Below are 24,367 nucleotides of genomic sequence, written 5' to 3'. Positions count from 1 at the left end.
AGAATTAATGATGCGCCCATTCGATGCTGTTGATGTCCACGCCCTGCTTGAACATCTCCCACAGCGGGGACAGATCGCGCAGACGGCCGATGGATTTACGCACCAGTTGAATGGTGTAGTCGATCTCTTCTTCCGTGGTGAAACGCCCCAGGGAGAAACGGATCGAGCTGTGCGCCAATTCATCGCTCATGCCCAGCGCGCGCAACACGTAGGACGGCTCGAGGCTGGCGGAGGTACAGGCTGAACCGGAAGAAACTGCCAGGTCTTTCAGCGCCATGATCAGCGACTCGCCTTCAACGTAGTTGAAGCTGACGTTCAGGATGTTCGGTGCGCCGTGCTCCAGATCGCCGTTCAGATACACTTCTTCCATATCTTTCACGCCGTTCCACAGACGGTCACGCAGGGTGCGCAGACGCGCCATCTCTTCGGTCATCTCTTCTTTGGCGATGCGATAAGCTTCGCCCATGCCGACGATCTGGTGGACAGGCAAGGTGCCGGAACGCATGCCGCGCTCGTGACCGCCGCCGTGTACCTGCGCTTCGATGCGGATGCGCGGCTTGCGACGCACGTACAGCGCGCCGATGCCTTTCGGGCCATAGATTTTGTGGCCGGAGAACGACATCAGGTCGACTTTCAGCTTGCTCAGATCGATAGGCAGTTTGCCCACGCTCTGGGTGGCGTCAACGTGGTAGATGATACCGCGCGCGCGGCACATTTCGCCGATCGCTTCGATGTCCTGCACCACGCCGATTTCGTTGTTGACGTGCATGATGGAGACCAGAATGGTGTCATCGCGCATCGCGGCTTCGAGATCCTGCAGGCTGATGATGCCGTTGCTCTGCGGCGCCAGGTAGGTCACTTCAAACCCTTCGCGCTCCAGCTGACGGCAGGTGTCGAGCACGGCTTTGTGTTCGGTTTTGCTGGTGATGATGTGCTTGCCTTTTTTCTGGTAGAAATTGGCAGCGCCTTTGATCGCCAGGTTGTCGGATTCGGTCGCCCCGGAGGTGAAGACGATTTCGCGCGGGTCAGCACCCACCAGTTCGGCGATTTGGTTACGGGCGATGTCTACCGCCTCTTCCGCCTGCCAACCGAAACGGTGGGAACGGGAAGCCGGGTTGCCGAAAGTGCCGTCCAGGGTCAAAAACTGCATCATCTTCTCAGCAACGCGCGGGTCAACCGGCGTCGTTGCTGAGTAATCCAGATAAATCGGTAATTTCATTGCTCTTGTGCTCCGTACATCACTTCCAAAAACTAAAATAATTTCGCCAGCTGCTTATGCGCGCAGATTAACGTTGATAGTTTCTTGCGGACGGCCGTTGGCCGTGCGGCGCGTATCGTTGTTTTGACGATCCGCCACCACCAGCACTTCCTGGTTGTTGACCAGTTCTGCCAGCGTAATATTGTTCAGGAACCCGCTGATGCGCTCGCTCAGATCGCGCCACAGGGCGTGGGTCAAGCAGCGATCGCCGCCCTGACAGCCTTCTTTGCCCTGGCAACGGGTTGCATCTACCGATTCATCGACAGCAGTAATGACAGCGCCAACGGCGATCTCACCCGCGTCTTTACCCAGCAGATAACCACCGCCCGGACCGCGCACGCTGGCCACCAGGCCATTCTTGCGCAGACGGGAGAATAATTGTTCCAGATAAGAGAGCGAAATACCCTGGCGTTCGGAAATGTCCGCCAGTGGCACCGGCCCTTCCTGAGAATGCAGCGCTACGTCGAGCATAGCGGTTACGGCATAACGGCCTTTGGATGTCAGTCTCATAGCTCAATGGTTACCTGTTGGTCAAATATGGCCGAAAGTCTGACATTCCCGAGTAAAACAGTCAACTATTTAACCCAGTAATTAACTCAAGTATTAGCACGTTTTGAACTTAGCAAGAACAAAGGTATATAAAATACATGTTATAACCTTTGGATAACTAATACTATTGTCGCCCACCGTGATGCCACATCAATTAATTACCTTGATGTTTATCCTGTTTCTCGATCGACGTCAGCATGCCGCGCAGGATATTCAGCTCCTGCCCTTCCGGGCGCGCGCGGGTGAACAGCCGACGCAGACGGTTCATCACCTGGCCCGGATGCGACGGGCGAATGAAACCGGTGCGCTGCAGCGTCTGCTCCAGATGCTGATAGAAACGCTCGAGGTCGTCCACCAGCGGATACGGTGTCTCTTCCAACTGCGGCGCGCCCGCCTGTTGGCGATCGAGGTAAGCCACGCGCACTTCGTACGCCAGGATCTGCACCGCCATCGCCAGGTTCAGCGAGCTGTAGTCCGGGTTGGCCGGAATGGCAACGTGGTAGTGGCACTTTTGCAATTCATCGTTGGTCAGCCCGACGCGTTCGCGGCCGAACACCAGCGCCACCGGCGCGTGCTCGCCTTCGTGCACCGCGCGCACGCCGCATTCGCGCGGCTCCAGCATCGGCCACGGCAAGGTGCGAGAACGTGCGCTGGTACCCACCACCAGGCTGCAGCCGGCGATGGCGTCATCGAGGGTATCGACGATAGTGGCGTTGCCGATCACGTCGCTGGCGCCGGCGGCCAGGGCGATGGCCTGAGAATCGGGTTTGATCAGCGGATTAACCAGATAAAGGTTGGTTAAACCCATGGTTTTCATGGCTCTGGCGGTCGAGCCCATGTTGCCGGTATGTGAAGTCTCTACCAGAACAATGCGGATATTGTGCAGCATACAAACTCTGAGCGTGGCGGAAAATCGCAGCATCTTAACACAGCCGTAGGCAATTTGCCGAACAGCTGCTATACTTCGCGCCGTTTCCTGTTCTTTAACATCCTAGTTGGAAGATACCCATGCATCCGATGCTGACTATCGCCGTGCGCGCTGCGCGCAAGGCCGGTAACCTGATTGCCAAAAACTACGAAACCCCGGACGCTGTAGAAGCGAGCCAGAAAGGGACCAATGACTTCGTCACCAACGTCGATCGCGATGCAGAGCATCTGATCATCGACGTCATCCGCAAGTCTTATCCGCAACACAGTATCGTGAGCGAAGAACGCGGTGAGCTGATCGGCGAAGATCGCGATGTGCAATGGGTGATCGATCCACTGGATGGCACTGCAAACTTCATCAAACGCTTCCCTCATTTCTCCGTTTCCATCGCCGTACGCATCAAAGGCCGTACTGAAGTGGCCGTGGTTTACGATCCAATGCGCAACGAACTGTTCACCGCCACGCGCGGCCAGGGCGCACAGCTCAACGGTTACCGTCTGCGCGGCACCAACGCCAAAGATCTGGATGGCACCATCCTGGCGACCGGCTTCCCGTTCAAAGTCAAACAGCACGCCACGCCTTACATCAACATCGTCGGCAAACTGTTCACCCAGTGCGCGGACTTCCGCCGCACCGGTTCCGCTGCGCTGGATCTGGCCTATGTCGCCGCCGGCCGCGTGGACGGTTTCTTCGAAATCGGCCTGAAGCCGTGGGACTTCGCTGCGGGCGAACTGCTGGTGCGTGAAGCCGGCGGCCTGGTCACCGACTTCGTCGGCGGCCACAACCACTTCAGCTCCGGCAACGTGGTCGCAGGCAACCCGCGCGTGGTGAAAGCCATGCTGGCCACCATGCGTGAAGAACTGAGCGAAGCGCTGAAGCGTTAATCGCCAGAAGCGAACCGAAAAAAAAGCGCTGCCGATGCAGCGCTTTTTTTATGCCCGTTAGCGGGAGAAGGGGCGGATGCCGCCGCCGAATTCCGGCTGCGCGCTGACGTACAATAGCAGCCCGGCGGCCAGCAGGATCAAGCCACCGGCCAGCGCCAACGCCCCCCAGGCCACCGCGCTCCAGGCGGCGGGCGCGCGCGAACGGCTGAGGCGCACCGCCAGCCGGCGGCTGTAATGCACCAGCAGCGCCAGCATGGAGATGGTCAACGAGGTGCCGAACGCCATCGCCAGCGCGGAGATCACGCCCCAGCCAAACACGCCTATCACCTTGGAGAACAGCAGCACCAAAATCGCCCCCGAACAGGGACGCATGCCCATCGCCAGCACGATGGCGGCCTGAGTGCGCCAATCGCTTCCCGCCTGCAGCTCGCTGTCGCTCGGCAGATGCCGGTGGCCGCAGCCGCAATTGGCGCTGTGGACATGATCCGCCGCCAGCGGCGTCAGGCTGTTGATGCGCAGCGCCGGTGCCGGGCGCATCGCCTTGATCGCCGCAAACAGACGTTTCAGCGCGCGCCAACTCAGCAGTACGCCAAGCAGCATCACCAGAATAAAACTGCCTTTCTCCAGCCAAAAGCTGCTTTGGTGCAGCTGGCGCGAAGAGAGCTGCAACACCACCAGCACCAACGTGACCAGCGCGATCGCCACCAGCCCCTGCACCAGTGACGCGGCGAAGGTCAGCTTCAGGCTGCTTTTCAGCCGCGCCGGGTGGGTAGCCAGATAGGTGGCGATCACCACTTTACCGTGGCCGGGCCCAAGCGCATGCAAAACGCCATAACCGAGGCTGAACAGCATCAGCGCCAGCCCGGCCTGCTGCGGCGCGGCCTTCACCTGCTGCAACAGCCCCGCCATCTGTTGATGCAGCGCTTTTTGCCATACCACGCTCTGCATCAGCAGCTGCGGCCAGTAGTGCCACGCCAGCAGCGCGGCGGCCGCCAGCACCAGCGTGAACGGCAGCAGCGGCCACAGGCCAAAGGCCCAGTGGCGTCGGCTTGTCGTCGGTGGCGAGAAATTTAGCGACATTGCAGCGTCACCCGCTGGGCAAACTGTTGCCCCAGCGCCAGGTCTTCGCCGGGCGAGTCGTTCTTGTCGAGCGACAGCGCATAGGCCTGCAGCGACGCATTCGGCTTCGGCGTCATCAGCTTGTAGCTGCACAGCTGCGCCATCTCCGGCGGCAGATGCAGCGCATTTTGGTCTTTATAGGTCATATCCACGAAATAAGTCGGATCGTAAGTAGAAAGCTCGAACGGCTTGCCCGCCAGCGGCTGCGGCTCGGCCAACGGCAGCACGAACTCCAGCACCGCCTGGTTGCCCTGGCGCGACAGGTGATATTCGCTGGGCAAGTTCAGGTATTTCACCGGCTTGCCGTCGCGGTAAAGATCGGTGAAATAGTGCTGCCCCAGCACGTTGGCCATCACTTCCGCCGCCAGCTTTTTCCACACTTCCGAATCGCTCTTGGCGTTTTTCGCATCGTAGAGCAGATCCGCCGAGGTGATTTCATCCATCACCCACACCATTTTCAGGCCAACCAGCCGCTGGTCTTTGGCGACGAAGGTGGTGTTCATGTCGATAAAGCTGTGCGGATGAGCGGCCGCTCCAGCGCTGAACACGGCGCCGAGGGCAGCCAAAAGACGACGTAACTTCATCATTATCCTGTCTTACCTGCATTTGTTATAACGTAACACAAATAACTACCGAACGGCCCGCCTCTCCCGGCGATATTTGTGACGAAAGTTGTAAGCCGAAGTAAAAGCCACGCTGTCATCCTGACGTTACAAAGCCTTTTGCTATGCTTAGGCATAATCGCAACCCTTATGCCGGAAGGTGATAATGAGCCTGGACACCTCTCCCGTGCCCGAGCTCTCCGGACAACAACGGCGCTGTCATCTGCTGCTGATGCTGTACACGCCGGAGCCCGAGTTACAGCTGGAGACCTTAAGCCGAATCAATGGCGTCGCCCCCCCGATAACCCGGCAAGATATAGCCGAGGTGGCCAGTGAAATCCAGCGTTTCCACCATCTGGAGATCGCCGTCGATCCCGACCATGGCTACCAACTGCGGGGCAGCGCGCTCGACCAACGCCTGTGCCTGATCCATTGGCTGCGGCGGGCCCTGCGCTGCAGCCCGCAGTTCGTCGAAAGCGACTTCGCCCCGCGCCTGCGGCTGGCGCTGGCGGCCGATGCCGGGTCGGCGTCGCAGCTGGCTCAAGTGATAGATGCTTGCGAGCCGCTGCTCAACCACCACTTCGACGCGCGCGACCGCCAATTCCTGCAGCATTATCTGCTCTACTGCGCCTGGCAAAATCGCCTGCAGCGCCATCCGCGTTTCGACGCCGTTCAGCGCGACTGGCTGCGGCAAAAGCCGGAACAGCAAGCCGCCGCCTGGCTGCATCAGGCCTGCAACCGGCTGTTTAACCAGCCGCCGCAGGCGGACGAGCGCGATTTTTTAGCGCTGACCTTCACCCTGTTGAAAAATCACAGCTACCACAGCAATGACTCGGCGCAAGAGCAGAGATTGATGGCGGCGATCGGCAGCATGGTCGAGCGTTTCCAGCAACTTTCCGGCATGGCCTTCAGCAGCAAGGCCGAGCTGGTCAGCCAGCTGTTCGCCCACCTGGCGCCGGCGCTGGAGCGCTGCCGTTTCGCCATCGGCATCGACAATATGCTGCTGGAAGACGTGGTGCGCAAATACCCGCGGCTGATGCGCACCACACAGGAAGCGCTGATACCGCTGGAGCAGGAGTACGGCGTGCATTTTTCCAACGAGGAGGCGGGCCTGGTGGCCATCAGCTTCGGCGCCTGGCTGATGCAGGACAACGCGCTGCAGGAAAAACAGGTGCTGCTGCTGACGCTGGACAATCCGCAGCTGGAAGAGGAAGTGGAATATCAGATCCGCGAGCTCACGCTGCTGCCGCTGAACATCAAGTATCTGCCGCTGAGCGACTATCTGTGCGGCGGCGCGCCGCAGGGCGTCACGCTGGTGATCACCCCCTACGCGGCGGTGCACAGCGCTCCGCACCCGCCGCTGATCTATACCGAACTGCCGCTGGAAAACCGCCAGCGCCAGGCCATCCGCGCGCTGCTGGAAGCCCCTTAATCACCGGCTGACGCTGACCGCCGGCGGCCGGATGAACAAGGCCGGCACCGCGACCGCCGCCATCACCCAGAACACCCCGCCCTGCCAATGTTCGAACAGGAACCCGGCAATGACCGTCATGACGGCGATACCGCCGCCCATCGCCAGCGCCGAATACACCGCCTGCAGTTGGATCACCTCTTGCCCCTGGCGCGCGGCGATAAAGCGCATCGCCGCCAGATGGCAGACGGTGAAGGTGCCGCAGTGCAGGGTCTGGATCAGCAGCAGCCAACCCAGCTCGGTGCTGTAGGCCATCAGGCTCCAGCGCAACACGCCGCAGCAGGCGGAAAGCAGCAGCAGGTTGCGCGCATTCCAGCGGCGGAACAGCACGTTGCTGCTGGCGAAAATAATCACTTCCGCCACCACGCCCAGCGACCACAGATAACCGATGGTCGAGGCCGAATAGCCCGCCTCCTGCCAGTAAATGGAGCCGAAGCTGTAGTAACCGGCGTGCGCCCCCTGCAGCAGCGTGACGCACAGCAGGAAGCGCCAGACCGGCCCTTCTTTCAACAGCGCCCACAGCGAACGTTCGGCCCCGCCGTGCGTACGCGCTTCGCCCTGCGGCATCACGCTCGGCTTCAGCAGCATGCCCAGCAGCATCGCCAGCACGCTGAAGATCAGGCTGTAGAGAATGGCGTTATGGCCCCACACCGCCACCAGTTGCCCGGTCAGCGCCGAGCCGATGACGAACGCCAGCGAGCCCCACAGCCGCACCCGGCCATAGTCCATGCGGATCTGCTTTTGCCAGGTGGCGGCCAGCGCGTCGGTCAGCGGCACCAGCGGTGAGAAGAACAGGTTGAAGCCCGCTATCACCAGCATCAGCCAGCCCCAGCCGTTGCCGAAGCAGAAGCCAACCGCGAAAGCCAGGGTCAGCAGCGCCAGCAGGCGCAGCGCGGAAACCAGATGAGAGGGATCTTTAACGCGGGGAGCAATCAGTAAACTGCCGAGGAAGCGGGCCACCAAACCGGCGCCGAGCAATATGCCGATGGTTTCGGGCGCGATGCCCTCGCCTTTCAGCCACACGCCCCAGAACGGTAAGAAGATGCCGTAGGAAAAGAAGTAGGTGAAATAACTGAGCGCGAGCCAACGCGTGGATTGCAGAACCATGATCCCTCCGGTGTGAGGGCAATACTTTGACAGAGCTCACACCGGCCCGCAATCTTCATTCCACTTCAATGCGTTAGAGTGCCAGGCAGCTCACAGTTTGCCGCAAGCGGCCATAAAAAAACCCGCCGCAGCGGGTTTTGTCAGGCGAAAGCGGGATTAGGCGTAAACCGGCAGGCGGGCGCAGATATCCAGCACTTTCTTCTTGGTGCGTTCGATGGTGGCTTCATCGTTGATGTTGTCCAGCACATCACAGATCCAACCGGCCAGTTCGCGCACGTCGGCTTCTTTGAAGCCGCGACGGGTCACGGCCGGGGTGCCGATACGCACGCCGGAGGTAACGAACGGGCTCTTCGGATCGTTCGGCACGCTGTTTTTGTTGACGGTGATGTTGGCGCGGCCCAGGGCGGCGTCAGCTTCTTTACCGGTCAGGTTCTTGTCGACCAGATCCAGCAGGAACAGGTGGTTATGGGTGCCGCCGGAGACCACTTTATAGCCGCGCTGCAGGAACACTTCCACCATCGCCTTGGCGTTGACCGCCACTTGCTGCTGGTAAACCTTGAACTCAGGCTCCATCGCTTCTTTCAGCGCCACCGCCTTGCCGGCGATCACGTGCATCAGCGGGCCGCCCTGGCCGCCAGGGAACACGGCGGAGTTCAGCTTCTTGTACAGCTCTTCGTCGCCGCCCTTCGCCAGGATCAGGCCGCCGCGCGGGCCCGCCAGGGTTTTGTGGGTGGTAGTGGTGACGATGTGCGCGTGCGGCACCGGGTTCGGGTACACGCCGGCGGCGATCAGGCCGGCCACGTGCGCCATGTCGACGAACAGATAAGCGCCGATGCTGTCGGCGATTTCGCGCATTTTGGCCCAGTCAACCACGCCGGAGTAGGCGGAGAAGCCGCCGATGATCATTTTCGGCTTGTGGGTTTGCGCCTGTTTGGCCAGATCGTCATAGTCGATTTGACCTTTGTCGTCGATGCCGTAAGGCACCACGTTATACAGTTTGCCGGACAGGTTAACCGGGGAACCGTGGGTCAGGTGGCCGCCGTGCGCCAGGTTCATGCCCAGAATGGTGTCGCCCGGCTGCAGCAGCGCGGTGTACACGGCGAAGTTAGCCTGGGAGCCGGAGTGCGGCTGCACGTTGGCGTAATCGGCGCCGAACAATTCTTTGGCGCGGTCGATAGCCAGCTGCTCAACGATATCCACGTATTCGCAGCCGCCGTAGTAACGCTTGCCCGGATAGCCTTCAGCGTATTTGTTGGTCAGCTGGGAACCCTGAGCCTGCATTACGCGCGGGCTGGTGTAGTTCTCAGACGCGATCAGCTCGATGTGCTCTTCCTGACGCACCACTTCCTGCTCCATGGCACGCCACAGTTCCGCATCGTAATCGGCAATGTTCATTTCACGCTTTAACATCCGGCATCTCCTGACTTAAATCAGCTAACTAAAAAATCACCAAATAACTACCCGTTTGGGGTCTGGGCCACAGTGTAAACCGTTTCGCCCTACCGAAGATAGGTCTTGACAGAGGTTTTTACGCAAACGATTGGCATAAGGCGGCGCAAGGCTTTGATCCGCGAAACGCTGCCGTTTATCAACGGACATTTCCTCATGCGAACAATGCGCTTTTTTCATGTTCTGTGAGCGCGATCGACGCTCGAAGAACACCGCAACGAAAACAAGGGTATTTACAAGCGGCGCGGAACCCAATAAGATGCATTTAAAATGCATCATTAAAATTCTCGTCAAGATCCCAACCCAAGGAGCGCTCCCATGCTGGATAGCCAAACCATCGCCACCGTGAAATCCACCATCCCCCTGCTGGCAGCAACCGGGCCGAAGCTGACCGCCCACTTTTACGATCGCATGTTCGCCCACAACCCGGAATTGAAAGACATTTTCAATATGAGCAATCAGCGCAACGGCGATCAGCGTCAGGCGCTGTTCGACGCCATCTGCGCCTATGCCGCCAACATCGAGAACCTGGCGGCGCTGCTGCCGGCGGTGGAGCGCATCGCGCAGAAGCACACCAGCTTCAATATCCAGCCGGAGCAGTACAACATCGTCGGCGGCCACCTGCTGGCGACGCTGGACGAAATGTTCAGCCCGGGTCAGGAAGTGTTGGACGCCTGGGGCAAAGCCTACGGCGTGCTGGCCAACGTGTTTATTCAGCGTGAAGAGCAGATTTATCAGCAGAGCGAAACCGACAACGGCGGCTGGCGCGATCTGCGCGCATTCCGCATTCTGAAGAAGCAGCCGCAGAGCGACGTGATCTGCAGCTTCGTGCTGGCGCCGGTGGACGGCGGCCGGGTGGCGGACTTCAAACCGGGGCAATACCTGGCGGTCTACATCAAGCACGACAGCCTGGAACATCAGGAAATTCGCCAGTACTCGCTGACCACCTCGCCGAACGGCGAGTTCTACCGCATCGCGGTGAAGCGTGAAGATCAGGGTAAAGTGTCCAACTACCTGCACCAGCAGGCGCAGGAAGGCGACGTGATTGACATCGCCCCGCCGCACGGCGACTTCTTCCTCGACGTGACGCCGACCACGCCGGTGGCGCTGATCTCCGCCGGCGTCGGCCAAACCCCAATGCTCGGCATGCTCAACAGCCTGCACGACAGCCAACATCAGGCGCAGGTCCACTGGCTGCACGCGGCGGAAAACGGCAGCGTGCACGCCTTTGCCGATGAAGTGGCGGATATTGCCGGGCGCATGCCGAATCTGAGCCGCCATGTGTGGTACCGCGAGCCGGGCGCCGATGACGTGGAAGGCCGCGACTACCACAGCCGCGGATTGATGGATTTGAGCGCGCTGCAAGGCAGCCTGGCCGATCCGCAAATGCACTATTACTTCTGCGGCCCGGTGGCCTTCATGCAGTTCGTGGGCAAACAGCTGTTGGAGATGGGCGTAGAGGCCGAACGCATCCACTACGAATGCTTCGGCCCGCATAAGGTGCTGTAATGCGTGCGGAGCGCGGCCGTCAGACCGCGCTCCCCCTTCATTTCTCCTGCAGTTGGCGCGCGTCCTGCACCTGCTGCACCGTCACCGGCGCCGCCTGGTTGCCCCAGCTTCCCCGCAGATAGCTCATCAGATCGGCCGCTTGACGATCGTTCAACGCCCAGCCATAAGCCGGCATGTCGAACGCCATCGCCTGCTGCGTGATCGGCGTATGCGCCCCTTCCAGCACCACCCGCAGCGCGGTCAGCGGATTATCCGCCGTTACCGTGGCATTGCCCGCCAGCGCCGGAATGGCGAAGTCGGTGCCTTCACCTTGATTGCCGTGACAGGTCGAGCAGTACATCGCATAGGTCGCCTTGCCGCCCGAATTATCCGCCTGCGCAGCAGATGAGGCAGGTTTGGCGGCGGTGTCCGGCGCCAGGCTGCGCAGGTACACCGCGATGGCGTTCAGATCGCCGTCGCTGAGGTACTGCGTGCTGTGGGTCACCACCTCGCTCATTGGCCCGGCGACCGCCGCATGGCGGCTGCGGCCGGTTTTCAGCAGCGCCGTCACCTCTTCCGGCGGCAGGCCGCGCAGATTGGAGGCGTACCAGCCGTCCAGCTCGGCGCCGCTCAGGAACACCGGCTCCTTACCGTCCAGGCCCTTCTCCTGCATCGCCCAGCCGCGCGGCGTGTGGCAGCTGCCGCAATGGCCTGCGCCTTGCACCAGATAGGCGCCGCGGTTCCACTCGGCGCTTTGCTGCGGATCCGCCTGATACGGCTGGTCGTCGTGGAACAGCTGATTCCACACCGCCAGCGGCCAGCGCATCGACAGCGGCCAAGTGATGTCGCTGTCGCGGTTGGCGACGTTCTGCGCCGGCACCTCGTTCATCAGATAGTCATACAGCGCGCGCATGTCTTCCGTGCTCATTTTGGCGTACGAGGTGTACGGCATCGCCGGATAAAGCCGGTGACCGTCTTTGGCGATCCCCTGACGCATGGCGCGATCGAACTCTTCGAATGAGTAAGCGCCGATGCCGTGCAACTTGTCCGGCGTGATGTTGGTGGCGTAGATAGCCCCGAGCGGCGTCGGGAACTTCATGCCGCCCGCCAATTCGGCGCCGCCCGGCGCGGTATGGCAGGCGGTGCAGTCACCGGCTTTGGCGACGTATTCCCCGGTCGACATCGCCTGGGCCGAGCCGCCGGCGGCCAACAGGCTCAACAGGTACAGCGAACGCAGACTCATGCTCCCTCCTTGGCGGCAACCTTGCCGTAGGCCAGTTCGTTAACCGCGCGCCACGCCTGATCGATCGCCGAGTTGGCGTACGGGCTCCAGTCGGCATCGGAGTTGGCGATAGCGATCTTGCCGATCGGCTGCCGCGCCGTTTCGATGATTTTCTTGGCTTCGTCTTCGTCGTCAAACAGCCCGTTGAGGAAGTAGGAGTAACCGTGCGACCAGCGGTTGACGGTGATCGCCTGAATGTCGCGCTGATGATCGAAACCGGCCTCGCCCAGCATGCCCTGCAGCTGTTCGCGGATCATCTGTTCGTGCACTTCGAACGGCGTGCCCAGCAGCAGCGCGCGCCCTTTACGCGACTGTTCGCGCGTGCTGAGGCCGCTGCCCGGCAGCGTCGGCACATACACCATATGCAGGCCGATCGGCCGATCCGGATCGCGCGGGTGCTGATAGCCGCCCATGCTCACCGGATAGTCCAGCTTCACGCGGCTGTACGGCGCGGCCGGCGAATAAACCTCGTGCACGCCCAGCTTGATGAACGGCTGCCAGTTGCGGATCACCACCTTGCTGTACACCAGCGGCGCCTTGACGTTCTGCTTCAGCGCCTCCTGCTGCTCGTGCGCCATCTCCGGCACCAGATACGGGATCATCATGTTGTAGCCGGCCATCACCACCTGCCCGGCGCGCACTTTGGTCATCTTCTCGCCGGTCATGTAGGTGACTTCCACCTTGTCGCCGACGTTGGCCGCGTGCAGCCCGGTGCTGTTCAAACGCAGCTTCACCGGCGACTCCGGCCGATCGAGCTGGCTGTAGTCGAATTTAGCCAGCACCACATCGTTCATGTCCTTGCCGGCCGGCGCCACCGCCGGGATCAGCTGGCGCACCATCAGGCGCGCCAGCGTGGCGTTGCCGTCCGGGAAGTGGAACACGTAAGGATCGTCGAGATCCGCCTGCGACTCTTCGTCCAGCGGCGGCAGATTCATGCCGTCAAGGCCCGGCAGATCGCAGATGCGCGCATCGCTGCACGAGGTGCCGTCGATGCCCACCGCCTGGAAGTCGTTGGTGGTCTGCTGGAAATAGCGGATCGCCAGTTCGCTCAGGCCCACCTTCTCGCGCAGGAACTGGGTATAGCTGTGGGTATCGAGCCATTCGACCTTCTGCTCCAGCGTCATCTCCGGCAGATAATCCTTCTCCACCGTGTGCAGCGCGATCAGCGCCTGGCGATCGCTTTCCGGCAGCGGGAAATCGCCGATGAACGCTTCATAAGAGCGGCCGTTGAGGCGATCGCGCGGAATGTCGTCCGCCACCGTGCGCCCCGGATCGCCGCTCACCACCTTGTCGACGCCGAAGTTTTTGCGATCGAAGTAAACGCCGCGGCTCAAATTCAAATCCGGGTAGAAGGTGGTGTCGAAAGCCTGTTCCAGTTGGTCGATATCGACGCCGAGCTTGCGCAGCAGCCCCATCGCCACCGGGCTGAAGTTGGAACGCGGCGACTGCAACGATTCGCTGCCGCCGTAGCCGAGCAGCATGCCGTCGTCGCTGTTGAACTCGTTGCGCTTGGCATGGCCGCCGAAGTCGTCGTGGTTGTCGATCAAAAGAATGCGCTGCCGCTCGCCTTTCAGCTGCTGCCAGAAACAGGCGGCCGCCAGCCCGCTGATGCCGGCGCCGACCACCACCAGATCGAACTCTTCAACGGCGGGCACGCTGCCGAAATCAAAGGTTTTGCCGTCGCGCCCCAGCTGGTGCGCATGCTCGAACGAGCCCGGATGGTTACCCCGCAGCCCGGTCAGCGCCGGCGGGTAGTACAGGGTTTGATTGGCGGTTTGCGGTGACGCGCGCAGAATTTGCAGCGGCGTCAACCCGGCGGCGATGGTGATCGCCACCCCGTTGAGAAAATCGCGTCTGGTGATACCCATATAGGCTTCCTTTCAATTTTTATTATCATCGGCCGGCCGGGGCCGGCCCAAAGGCCGCGCTATTGTGCGGATAATTATTGTAAAATCAATGTTTGAACATCACATGACGAATGGCCGTGTAATCCTCCAGCCCGTACATCGACATATCCTTGCCGTAGCCGGACAGTTTCTGGCCGCCGTGCGGCATCTCGCTTACCAGCATGAAGTGGGTGTTCACCCAGGTGCAGCCGTATTGCAGGCGGGCGCTTAAGCGATGCGCACGGCCCACGTCGCGGGTCCACACGGACGAGGCTAATCCGTAGTTGGATTCGTTCGCCCAGGCCAGCACCTGCTCTTCGTCGTCGAACGGCGTCACCGTCACCACCGGGCCGAACACTTCGCGCTGCACGATCTCATCGTCCTGGCGCGCGCCGGCCAGCAGCGTCGGCTGGAAATAGTAGCCCGGCCCCTTCACCTTCTCGCCGCCGGTGACCACCTGCACATGCGGCAACGCTTTGGCTCGCTCGACAAAACCGGCCACCCGCTCCAGATGCTGGGCGGTAATCAACGGCCCCAGCTCGGTGCTCTCGTCGTCCGGCGCGCCGATCTTCAGGCTGGCCACCGCCTCGCCCAGCCGCTTCACCAGCTCGGGATAAATGCTTTTCTGCGCGTAGATGCGGCAGGCGGCGGTGCAATCCTGGCCGGCGTTGTAGAACCCAAAACCGCGAATGCCGTCCACCACCTGCTGCAGATCGGCGTCGTCGAACACCAGCACCGGCGCCTTGCCGCCCAGCTCCATATGGGTGCGTTTAATGCCGGCGGCGGTGTGGGCGATGATGTGCTCGCCGGTGGCGATCGACCCGGTCAGCGACACCATGCGCACCTTGTCATGCCCGGTCAGCCGATCGCCGACGCTGGCGCCGCGCCCGAACAGCACATTGAGCACGCCCGGCGGGAACAGCCCGGCGGCCAGTTCGGCCAGTTTGAAGGTGGTCAGCGGCGTCTGCTCCGAAGGCTTGATCACCACGCAGTTGCCCGCCGCCAGCGCCGGCGCCAGTTTCCAGGCCGCCATCATCAGCGGGTAGTTCCACGGCGCGATCGAGGCCACCACGCCGAGCGGATCGCGGCGGATCATCGAGGTGTGTCCGGCCAGATACTCACCGGCCGCCATGCCGGTCAGGCAGCGGCTGGCGCCGGCGAAGAAGCGAAATACGTCGGCCACCGCCGGCAGCTCGTCGTTCAGCACGCAGTGATAAGGCTTGCCGCAGTTGAGCGACTCCAGCCTGGCGAAGGTCTCGGCATGCTCGTCGATCAGATCCGCCAGCTTGAGCAGATGCTCGGCGCGCTCCTTCGGCGTGGTTTGCCCCCAGGCGGCGAACGCGGCGTCCGCCGCCAGCACCGCACGATCGACCTGCTCCGGGCTGGCCTCCGCCACCTGCGCGATCACTTCGCCGGTCGCCGGGTTATACACCGGCTGGGTCGCGCCCTGGCCATTCACCAGTTGGCCGTCAATCAACAGTTGGCTTTGCATAGGGTTATCCTTTTGTCAGAGGTCGGGTAAGGAAATTATTTGCCGCTGCCGGCGACGCTTTCCCCACCTTTGGTCAGGTAGTAAGCGCCGAGGATCGGCAGCATGGTCAACAGCATCACCGACAGCGCCACCACGTTGGTGATCGGCACGTCGCGCGGGCGACCGAGCTGGTTCAGCAGCCACAGCGGCAGCGTGCGCTCGTGGCCGGCGGTAAAGGTGGTCACGATGATTTCATCGAACGACAGTGCGAACGCCAGCATGCCGCCGGCCAGCAGCGCCGAGCCGAGGTTCGGCAAGATCACGTAACGGAAGGTTTGCCAGCCGTCGGCGCCGAGATCCATCGAAGCCTCGATCAGGCTGTACGAGGTGCGGCGGAATCGGGCGATGACGTTGTTGAACACGATCACCACGCAGAACGTCGCATGGCCGACGACGATGGTCAGGATGCCCGGCTCGATGTTCAGCGCCTTGAACGCCGCCAGCAGCGCCAGGCCGGTGACGATCCCCGGCAGCGCGATCGGCAGCAGCAGCAACAGCGAAATGCTGTCTTTGCCGAAGAAATCGCGCCGATACAGCGCCGCCGCCGCCAGGGTGCCGAGCACCAGCGCGATGGCGGTCGCCAGGCAGGCGATCTGCGCCGACAGCAGCACCGCATCGAGGATGTCCTGCCGCCCGGCGGCAACGTTGAACCAGTGCAGCGTAAAGCCCTTCGGCGGGAAGCTGAAGGCCGCGTCCTCGGTGTTGAAGGCATAGATGGCGATGATCGCCAACGGGAAATGCAGGAAGACAAGTCCGCCCCAGGCGGCCAGCTTCAGCCCTAAGGGCGCGCGTTCAGAGTGCATCGAAAGCCCCCAGACGTTTGACGATGGAAAGGTAGATGGCGATCAGGACGATCGGCACCAGCGTAAAGGCCGCGGCCATCGGCATATTGCCGATCGCGCCCTGCTGGGCGTAGACCATGCTGCCGATGAAATAGCCCGGCGGCCCCACCAGCTGCGGCACGATAAAGTCGCCCAGCGTCAGCGAAAAGGTGAAGATCGATCCGGCGGCGATGCCCGGCACCGCCAGCGGCAAAATGACGTGGCGGAAGGTCTGCGCCGGCCGGGCGCCCAGATCCGCCGAAGCGTGCAGCAGCGAAGGCGGCAGGCGCTCCAGCGCCGCCTGGATCGGCAGGATCATGAACGGCAGCCAGATATAAACGAACACCAGAAAACGCCCCAGCCCCGAGGTCGACAGCGTGTTGCCGCCGACGCCGGGCACCGTCAGCAGCGAAGCCAACAGCGGCTCCAGCCCCAGGTGCTGCAGGAACCACTGCGCCACGCCGTCTTTCGCCAGCAGCAGGGTCCAGGCATAGGCTTTGACGATATAGCTGGCCCACATCGGCATCATCACCGCGATGTAAAAGAACGCCTTGACGCGGCCGCTGGTATAACGCGCCATGTAATAGGCGATCGGGAACGCCAGTACCGCGCTGGCCAGCGACACCAGCACCGCCATGGTCAGCGTGCGCAGGATGATGTCGTAGTTGGCCGGGTTGAACAGCGCCGCCAGGTTGGCGAAGGTCAGATCCGGCGTCACCGCCATGGTGAAATCGTCGAAGGTGTAGAACCCCTGCCACAGCAGCGTCAGCAGCGAGCCGAGGTACACCGCGCCGAACCACAGCAGCGGCGGCACCAGCAGTAACAGCAGATACAGCGTCGGCCGGCGATAGAGCCAGGTCGACAGCGCGCGCACGCTACCGCCGCGCGCCGGGGGGGAATCGATGCTCATGTCCATCTCACCTCTCCTCCAGCAGCGGCACCATCGCCGCGCGCGGCCAGCAGGCGACGATCGGCTGGCCGATCTGACGCTGTTGCCCTGCGGCGATCCACTGTGGATTGGCCTGGCTGACCAGCAGCTTTTCGCCGCCGTTCAGCGCGATCTCATAGCGCGTGGCCGCGCCCTGGTAGTGGATTTCCTGCAGCGTGCCCTGCACCTGGATTTCGTCCTGCGCCGCGCCGCCTTGCTCCAGCAGGCGGATATGTTCCGGCCGGATCGAGAAGGTTCGGCTTTCGCCAAGCAGGCGCTGCGCCAGCTCGCTGCGCACCACGTTGGAGGTGCCGACGAACTCGGCGACGAACGGCGTCTTCGGCCGCATGTAAAGCTCGCGCGGCGTATCCACCTGCTCGATGCGGCCGTTATTGAACACCGCCACCCGATCGGACATCGACAGCGCTTCGCTTTGATCGTGGGTGACGAAGATAAAGGTGATGCCCAACTGACGCTGCAGCTTCTTCAGCTCGCCCTGCATCTGCTCGCGCAGCTTGAGATCCAGCGCGCCGAGCGGCTCGTCCAGCAGCAGCACCCGCGGCCGATTGACCAGCGCGCGCGCCAGCGCCACGCGCTGCCGCTGGCCGCCCGACAGGTGCGCCGGTTTGCGTTCGGCGACGAAACCGAGCGCCACGCTCTCCAGCGCCTCTTGCGCCCGCGCCAGCCGCTCGCGTTTGGCGACGCCCTTCACCATCAGGCCGTAGGCGACGTTTTCCAGCACCGACATGTGCGGGAACAGCGCGTAATCCTGAAACACGGTGTTCACGTCGCGCTGGTACGGCGGCAGGTTGGCGGCTTCCTGGCCGTGAATGCGAATAGAGCCGGAAGTCAGCTGTTCAAAGCCGGCGATCAGGCGCAGGCAGGTGGTTTTGCCCGAGCCGGACGGCCCGAGCATGGAGAAGAATTCCCCGTCCTGAATGTCGATGGATACCCGATCCACGGCGCGAACATCGCCGAAAGTCCGCGAAACATCGATGAATTGCACGGCAATGGTCATTTTCTGTGCTCCATTCTGATGTAATTCGGGCGCAGCGGGCTGCGCCCCGCGGCTTAGCGGCCGCCCATGATGGCGATGTAATCCTGGGTCCAGCGGCTGTACGGCACGAACTTGCCGCCCTGCGCCTGCGGCGTTTTCCAGAAGGCGATTTTGTCGAACTGGTTGAAACCGTTGGTTTCGCAACCCTTCTCACCCAGCAGCGCGCTGGCCTTGCAGCCCGCCGGTGAAGCCGGCACCGACCCGAACCAGGCCGCCACGTCGCCCTGCACCTTCGGCTCCAGCGACCAGTTCATCCACTGGTAGGCGCAGCTCGGGTGTTTGGCATCGGCATGCAGCATGGTGGTGTCCGCCCAGCCGGTCACGCCCTCTTTCGGGAACACGGTGGCGATCGGCTGTCCTTCGCCCTTCAGGGCGTTGGCCTGATACGGCCAGGCGCTGGAGGCCACCACGCCTTCGTTTTTAAAGTCGCTCATCTGCACCGAGGTATCGTGCCAGTAGCGGTGGATCAGCGCGTGCTGGCTACGCAGCAGCTTCAGCGCCGCCTGATACTGCTCTTCGTTGAGCTGGTAAGGATCGCTGATGCCGAGCTGCGGCTGGGTGGCCTTCAGGAACAGCGCCGCGTCGGCGATGTAGATCGGGCCGTCGTAAGCCTGCACCCGCCCCTGGTTGCTCTTACCGTCCGGCAGGTTCTGCTGCTGGAAGATCACCGCCCAGCTGTCCGGCGGCGTCGGGAAGGTTTTGGTGTTGTACATCAGCAGGTTCGGTCCCCACTGGTACGGCGTGCCGTAAGTTTTGCCGTCCACGGTATACCAGGCGCCGTTCAGCAGGCGCGGATCGATGTTCTTCCAGTTCGGGATCAGCGCGGTGTTGATCGGCTGCACCCGCTTGCCGAAGATCAGGCGTAGCGAGGCGTCGCCGGAGGCGGTCACCAGATCGTAGCCGCCCTTGGCCATCAGGCTGACCATTTCATCGGAGGTGGCGGCGGTCTTCACGTTCACCGCACAGCCGGTTTGCTTTTCAAACTGGGTGACCCAGTCGTAGTTTTTGTCGGACTGGCCGCGTTCGATGTAGCCGGGCCAGGCGATGATGTCCAGCCGGCCTTCGCCTTTGCCCAGCGACTGCGGCAGATCGGCCGCCTGGGCCAGGCCGCACAGCACGGTGAGACAGAGCGCGGAGACGGTGGTGGTGACTGCGGTAGTTTTTCCCATCGTAATTACCCCTGTGTTGCTTATCGGTATGCGGCAGGGAACGGCTGCCGCCTGATTTTTCTTGATATAACCGTTAGAAGCTGGCTTTGAACTTCGCCATTACGTGCCTGACAACGCTGTAATCCTGCAGCGAATCGCTGGACAGATCCTTGCCGTAGCCGGAGCGTTTCAGGCCGCCGTGCGGCATTTCGCTCGCCAAGGTGAAATGAGTGTTGATCCAGGTGCTGCCGTACTGCAGATGGGCGGCAATGTGCAGCGCCCGATCGATATTTTGCGTCCACACCGACGAGGCCAGCCCGTATTCCGAGTCGTTGGCCCAGGCGACCGCCTGCTCCAGGTGTTCGAAGCGCGTGACGCTGACCACCGGGCCAAACACCTCACGCTGCACGATCTCGTCGCTTTGCAGGCAACCCGCCAGCAAGGTCGGCTGGTAGTAGAACCCCGGCCCGGAGTGCGCCGCGGCACCGGTGATCAATTCGATATGCGGTTGGCTGAGCGCCCGCTCGACAAAACTGGCGACGCGATCGCGCTGGCGGGCACTTATCAACGGGCCGATCTCGTTGTCCTGATCGCGCTTGCGGGCGAAGCGCAGGCTGGCGACCGCTTCGCCCAGCGCGTCCACCAGTTTGGGATAGATGCCGGCCTGCGCGTAGATGCGGCAGGCGGCGGTGCAGTCCTGGCCGGCGTTGTAATAGCCGTAGGTGCGAATGCCGTTGACCACCTCGTCGAGATCGGCGTCGTCGCAAACGATCACCGGCGCCTTGCCCCCCAGCTCCAGATGGGTGCGCTTGACGCTTTTAGCCGCCGCCTGGAGGATTTTTTGCCCGGTGACGATATCGCCGGTGACCGACACCAGCCGCACCTGCGGGTGCCCCACCAGCTGGCTGCCGACCCCTTCACCGCCGCCATAGACGATGTTCAGCACGCCCGGCGGCAGGATCTCTTGCAGCGCAGGCACCAACGCCAGAATGGTCAGCGGCGTATGTTCGGAGGGTTTAAACACCACGGTATTGCCCGCCGCCAACGCCGGCGCGATCTTCCACGCCGCCATCATCAGCGGATAGTTCCAGGGGGCGATCGAGGCCACCACGCCAATGGGATCGCGGCGGATCATCGAGGTGTGGCCCGGCACATACTCACCGGCCAGTTGCCCTTGCTGCGTGCGCACCGCGCCGGCAAAGAAGCGGAACACGTCGACCGCCGCCGGCAGATCGTCATTGAGCGCCTGATGCAGCGGTTTGCCGCAGTTGAGGGCCTCCAGCTGCGCCAGCTGCGGCGCCTGCCGCTCAATGGCGTCGGCGATACGCAGCAACAGCGTGGCGCGCTGGGCCGGCGTAGTGCGCGACCAATGGCCAAACGCCTGCTGCGCGGCTTTCACCGCGCTGCCGACCTGTGCCGCAGAGGCTTCGGTCAGGGCGATCAGCGTCTCGCCGTTGGCCGGATTGACGATGCACTCCTGCTGGCCTTCGCCGTCGATAAGCTGACCGTTAATGAACTGCTGACAGGACAAACCTGAGAGAACCTGCACATCCGCCATCGCCTGACGCCCCTAAGTGACAAAAACGTTAACCAAATGTGAATAAGTTAGTTTTAATCAGCCTAAGCGAGCCTCTGGCGGGCAACAAATTCTAAATACTGAACGACGCGTTCGATTAAATCGAATGCTTAAGCCCGGCGGCATGTTTGCTGCCGTTCTCGCGCGCGATGGTGAGGAACGGCGTCACCAGCTCCGGCCGCGCGCTGCCGCGCCGCCATGCCAACCCGATATCCAGCGGCTCCAGCAGATCGTCCAGCTTGCGCGCCTCGATCATGTTGCCCTCCAGCGACCAGGCGCGGTACGCCATATCCGGCTGGATGGAGACTCCCATCCCCGCCGCCACCAGGCTGCGCACCGCCTCGGTCGAGGCGGTCTTCATGGCGATCTCCGGCTTCAGCCCGGCGCGCGCCCAGATGCGCCGCGCGTGCACGTCCATTTCATCGGCGTTGAGCTGGATCAGCGGCTGTTTGGCCACGTCCGCCAGGCTGATGCTCTCGTGCTCCAGCAGCGGGTGCAGCGGCGGCAGCCACAGGCGATACGGCGAGTGCATCAGCACCTCGGTCTGCAGCGCGTCGCGGTCCTCGATGTTCGACAAGATCAGCACGCCGATGTCGATCTCGCCGCTGACCAGCAGATGCTCGATGTACGGGCGTTCGTCTTCAACCACCTGCACGGTGACATTGGGATAAGCCGATTTAAAGCGCGTGAGCAGTTCCACCAGGAAGTAACCGGCCACCAGGCTGGTGACGCCGATGGTCAGCTTGCCGGTCAGGCTTTCGGTGCCGATCTGCAGGCTGCGCTTGGCGTTGTCCACCGTCGCCAGGATCAGATACGACTGGCGCAAGAATTGGTGCCCCTGATGGGTCAGCGTCATGCCCTTGGCGTGGCGATCGAACAGCCGCACGCCGATCTCGGTTTCCAGCTGCTGGATCGCCAGCGTCAGCGAAGACTGGGAGACAAACACCGCCTGGGCGCCGGCGGAGATCGACCCGGTTTCCGCCACGGCGATGAAGTGGCGGATTTGGCGTAACGTCATCATGGGGGTGATTCCTCAAGCAAAAACATTGCGTTGAGTGTAGACGCCAGCCGTGAAGCGATCGGGAAAAGTGTCAAAAACGCGATAGCGTTCGCTTTTTTAGAATGCCCGCAGGCAAAAATGGGGGAAACGGCGAGGCGAAGAAGTGTGATGTACGGGGAGCAGAAATGACAAGGGCGCAGCATGCTGCGCCCTCCTGATGGCCGATGAACCTGCGGAGGATCAGATCGCTTCTTCGTCCTGCTCGCCGGTACGGATACGCACCACGCGCGCCACGTCGAAGACGAAGATTTTGCCGTCGCCGATCTTGCCGGTCTGCGCGGTTTGCATAATGGTTTCCACGCAGGTGTCGACGATGTCGTCGGCAACCACGATCTCGATCTTCACCTTAGGCAGAAAATCGACCATGTATTCGGCGCCGCGGTACAGCTCGGTGTGGCCCTTCTGGCGGCCGAAGCCTTTGACTTCGGTGACCGTCATGCCGGTGATGCCCACTTCGGCCAGCGCTTCGCGGACGTCATCCAGTTTGAACGGCTTGATAATCGCGTCGATCTTTTTCATCTTCTTTCCTTTTACCAATTTTTGCGGCCAAAACCGGATGTGATGGGGTAGCGGCGGTCTTTGCCGAAGTTACGGGCGGTGATGCGCGGCCCGACGGCGGCCTGACGCCGCTTGTATTCGTTGATGTCCACTAGGCGGATCACCTTGCGCACGATCGCTTCGTCGAACCCTTCGGCCACCAGATCGGCGACCGACTTGTCGCGCTCGACGTAGCCTTCCAGGATCGCATCCAGGATATCGTACGGCGGCAGGCTGTCCTGATCGACCTGATCCGGCGCCAGCTCGGCGGACGGCGGGCGATCGATCACCCGCTGCGGGATCACGTAGGAGACGGTGTTACGGTATTCAGACAGCTTGAACACCAGCGTTTTCGGCACGTCCTTCAGCACGTCGAAACCGCCGGCCATATCGCCGTACAGCGTGGCGTAACCGACCGCCATTTCGCTCTTGTTGCCGGTGGTCAGCACGATGCTGCGGCGCTTGTTGGACAGCGCCATCAGCACCACCCCGCGGCAACGCGCCTGCAGGTTCTCTTCGGTGGTGTCGCGCTCGGTGCCGGCGAACATCGGCGACAGCTGGCCCATAAAGGCGTCGAACATCGGTTCGATGGAGACGATATCGAACTCCACGCCGAGGATTTCCGCCTCTTCCTTGGCGTCGGCGATGCTGATATCCGCGGTGTAGCGGAATGGCATCATCAGCGCCTGCACCTTGTCTTTGCCCAACGCATCCACGGCGATCGCCAGCGTCAGCGCCGAGTCGATGCCGCCGGACAGCCCCAGCACCGCGCCTTTAAAGCCGTTTTTGGTCACGTAGTCGCGCACCGCCAGCACCAGCGCCTGATACACCTGCGCCAGCTGCGGCAGTTCGGCGGCCGGATCGGCCATCGGCACCACATCCAGCTCGTTGAATGCCACGCGAGTGACCTGCTCGTCGAAGGCCGCCAGACGGTGAGTCATGGTGCCGGCGGCGTCGAAGACCTTGGAGCAGCCGTCGAAGATCAGCTCATCCTGGCCGCCGACCTGGTTGAGGTACACCAGCGGCAGCTGGGTGCGCTGGCAGTGGCCGGCCATCAGCGTTTTGCGGATATACGGTTTTTCGCGATTATACGGCGAGGCGTTGATCGACAGGATAATCTCCGCGCCGGCCGCCTTGGCGGCGTCGATCGGCTCAGGGAACCACAGATCTTCGCAGATCAGCAGCCCCAGACGGTAGCCTTTCAATTGCACCACGCAGGTGTCGTTGCCGGCGTGGAAATAGCGCTTCTCATCGAACACGCCGTAGTTCGGCAGCTGCTGCTTGAAGTAGCGGGTCAGCAGGCGGCCTTCGGCGAACAGCGACAGCGCGTTGTACAGCTTGTCGCCTTCGCGCCACGGGTGGCCGACCAGGATCGCCGTCTCGGCGGAGGCCTGCTGCAGGCGCAGCAGCTGCGCATCGCAGCGCTGATAGAAATCATTGCGGTACAGCAGGTCTTCCGGCGGGTAGCCGGACAGCGCCAGTTCGCTGAACATGACCAGATCGGCTCCCGCCTTCTGCTGCTCCTGCACGATTTGCAACATGCGTTCGGTGTTGCCTTCAATGTCGCCGACCAGCAGGTTCAGCTGGGCCAGGGCGATGGAAAGTGATCTGCTCATTTGTGTACGATCCCGCTTAATACGTTCCATGGTGCTCTACGCCGGGGCGCGCCGCGGCAAAGAGAACGGA

21 protein-coding genes are annotated in these 24,367 nt (G+C 62.1%); 3 read left to right on the top strand and 18 right to left on the bottom strand.

The annotated features are described in order from the left end of the window. Positions 1-4: 4 nt before the first annotated feature. The 3 genes from iscS to trmJ form a co-directional block, all read right to left on the bottom strand. Positions 5-1,219, bottom strand: a complete 1,215-nt coding sequence (iscS, locus tag AC2CGQ_RS00635) for a cysteine desulfurase (protein ID WP_015378780.1) — start codon at positions 1,217-1,219, stop codon at positions 5-7. Positions 1,220-1,273: 54 nt separating this feature from the next. Further along, the gene (iscR, locus tag AC2CGQ_RS00630) at positions 1,274-1,768 is read right to left on the bottom strand and encodes a Fe-S cluster assembly transcriptional regulator IscR (protein ID WP_004941404.1); all 495 of its coding nucleotides are present in this window, start codon (positions 1,766-1,768) and stop codon (positions 1,274-1,276) included. 193 nt (positions 1,769-1,961) lie between these two features. Further along, positions 1,962-2,696 carry a tRNA (cytosine(32)/uridine(32)-2'-O)-methyltransferase TrmJ gene (trmJ, locus tag AC2CGQ_RS00625; RefSeq protein ID WP_015378781.1) on the bottom strand — a complete coding sequence of 245 codons (735 nt, stop codon included), beginning with the start codon at positions 2,694-2,696 and terminating at the stop codon, positions 1,962-1,964. 119 nt (positions 2,697-2,815) lie between these two features. On the opposite strand from trmJ, the gene suhB reads away from it, so the two are divergent. Beyond that, positions 2,816-3,619, top strand: coding sequence for an inositol-1-monophosphatase (gene suhB, locus AC2CGQ_RS00620; RefSeq protein WP_004941400.1), 804 nt, complete (start codon positions 2,816-2,818; stop codon positions 3,617-3,619). A 57-nt stretch (positions 3,620-3,676) separates the two neighbouring features. On the opposite strand, the gene AC2CGQ_RS00615 is transcribed toward suhB, so the two are convergent. Beyond that, positions 3,677-4,699 (bottom strand): nickel/cobalt transporter, encoded by a 1,023-nt coding sequence (locus tag AC2CGQ_RS00615; RefSeq protein ID WP_484593387.1) that lies wholly within the window; start codon positions 4,697-4,699, stop codon positions 3,677-3,679. Beyond that, entirely contained in the window at positions 4,690-5,325 is a 636-nt protein-coding gene (locus AC2CGQ_RS00610) for a DUF1007 family protein (RefSeq protein WP_131165066.1), read from the bottom strand. The genes AC2CGQ_RS00615 and AC2CGQ_RS00610 overlap by 10 nt, the downstream gene beginning before the upstream one ends. Positions 5,326-5,506: 181 nt before the next feature. Here AC2CGQ_RS00610 and csiE point away from each other — a divergent pair, with 181 nt between their 5' ends. Further along, a complete protein-coding gene (gene csiE / locus AC2CGQ_RS00605; RefSeq protein ID WP_484593386.1) occupies positions 5,507-6,772 on the top strand; it encodes a stationary phase inducible protein CsiE in 1,266 nt (421 codons plus the stop codon). Here the strand turns inward: csiE and AC2CGQ_RS00600 are convergent, their stop codons facing one another. Together AC2CGQ_RS00600 and glyA are read right to left on the bottom strand one after the other, a co-directional pair. After that, positions 6,773-7,918 (bottom strand): 3-phenylpropionate MFS transporter, encoded by a 1,146-nt coding sequence (locus tag AC2CGQ_RS00600; protein WP_484593385.1) that lies wholly within the window; start codon positions 7,916-7,918, stop codon positions 6,773-6,775. Positions 7,919-8,074: 156 nt separating this feature from the next. Then, positions 8,075-9,328, bottom strand: a complete 1,254-nt coding sequence (glyA, locus tag AC2CGQ_RS00595) for a serine hydroxymethyltransferase (protein ID WP_004941389.1) — start codon at positions 9,326-9,328, stop codon at positions 8,075-8,077. A gap of 357 nt (positions 9,329-9,685) precedes the next feature. Here glyA and hmpA point away from each other — a divergent pair, with 357 nt between their 5' ends. Continuing rightward, positions 9,686-10,876 (top strand): NO-inducible flavohemoprotein, encoded by a 1,191-nt coding sequence (gene hmpA / locus AC2CGQ_RS00590; protein ID WP_342579244.1) that lies wholly within the window; start codon positions 9,686-9,688, stop codon positions 10,874-10,876. Between the two features lie 37 nt (positions 10,877-10,913). Here hmpA and AC2CGQ_RS00585 read toward each other — a convergent pair whose 3' ends face one another. The 11 genes from AC2CGQ_RS00585 to AC2CGQ_RS00535 form a co-directional block, all read right to left on the bottom strand. After that, positions 10,914-12,098: a c-type cytochrome gene (locus AC2CGQ_RS00585; RefSeq protein WP_075684918.1), complete on the bottom strand. Its 1,185-nt coding sequence runs from the start codon at positions 12,096-12,098 to the stop codon at positions 10,914-10,916. Next, entirely contained in the window at positions 12,095-14,005 is a 1,911-nt protein-coding gene (locus AC2CGQ_RS00580; protein ID WP_047025586.1) for an NAD(P)-binding protein, read from the bottom strand. The genes AC2CGQ_RS00585 and AC2CGQ_RS00580 overlap by 4 nt, the downstream gene beginning before the upstream one ends. An 85-nt stretch (positions 14,006-14,090) precedes the next feature. Next, positions 14,091-15,515: an aminobutyraldehyde dehydrogenase gene (gene patD, locus AC2CGQ_RS00575; RefSeq protein WP_049186757.1), complete on the bottom strand. Its 1,425-nt coding sequence runs from the start codon at positions 15,513-15,515 to the stop codon at positions 14,091-14,093. Positions 15,516-15,550: 35 nt separating this feature from the next. After that, positions 15,551-16,357 carry an ABC transporter permease gene (locus AC2CGQ_RS00570; protein WP_004941378.1) on the bottom strand — a complete coding sequence of 269 codons (807 nt, stop codon included), beginning with the start codon at positions 16,355-16,357 and terminating at the stop codon, positions 15,551-15,553. Further along, positions 16,347-17,291, bottom strand: coding sequence for an ABC transporter permease (locus tag AC2CGQ_RS00565; protein WP_021504515.1), 945 nt, complete (start codon positions 17,289-17,291; stop codon positions 16,347-16,349). The genes AC2CGQ_RS00570 and AC2CGQ_RS00565 overlap by 11 nt, the downstream gene beginning before the upstream one ends. A 1-nt stretch (position 17,292) precedes the next feature. Then, positions 17,293-18,321, bottom strand: coding sequence for an ABC transporter ATP-binding protein (locus tag AC2CGQ_RS00560; RefSeq protein ID WP_019452336.1), 1,029 nt, complete (start codon positions 18,319-18,321; stop codon positions 17,293-17,295). Between the two features lie 53 nt (positions 18,322-18,374). Continuing rightward, a complete protein-coding gene (gene ydcS, locus AC2CGQ_RS00555) occupies positions 18,375-19,529 on the bottom strand; it encodes a putative ABC transporter substrate-binding protein YdcS (protein ID WP_019452335.1) in 1,155 nt (384 codons plus the stop codon). Between the two features lie 73 nt (positions 19,530-19,602). Next, positions 19,603-21,066, bottom strand: coding sequence for a gamma-aminobutyraldehyde dehydrogenase (locus AC2CGQ_RS00550; RefSeq protein ID WP_242141453.1), 1,464 nt, complete (start codon positions 21,064-21,066; stop codon positions 19,603-19,605). A 115-nt stretch (positions 21,067-21,181) separates the two neighbouring features. Continuing rightward, complete coding sequence (locus AC2CGQ_RS00545) at positions 21,182-22,105, bottom strand: LysR substrate-binding domain-containing protein (RefSeq protein ID WP_015378793.1); 924 nt, start codon at positions 22,103-22,105, stop codon at positions 21,182-21,184. A 219-nt stretch (positions 22,106-22,324) separates the two neighbouring features. Further along, positions 22,325-22,663: a nitrogen regulatory protein P-II gene (gene glnB, locus AC2CGQ_RS00540; RefSeq protein ID WP_004847623.1), complete on the bottom strand. Its 339-nt coding sequence runs from the start codon at positions 22,661-22,663 to the stop codon at positions 22,325-22,327. 11 nt (positions 22,664-22,674) lie between these two features. Beyond that, on the bottom strand, positions 22,675-24,297 hold the full coding sequence (locus tag AC2CGQ_RS00535; RefSeq protein WP_242141452.1) for an NAD+ synthase: 1,623 nt from the start codon (positions 24,295-24,297) through the stop codon (positions 22,675-22,677). Positions 24,298-24,367 lie beyond the last annotated feature (70 nt).

The organism is Serratia sp. DFXYC6, assembly GCF_057196085.1.
The sequence above is the reverse complement of the archived record's forward strand: the minus strand, read 5'-3'. Positions and strand labels throughout refer to the sequence as shown.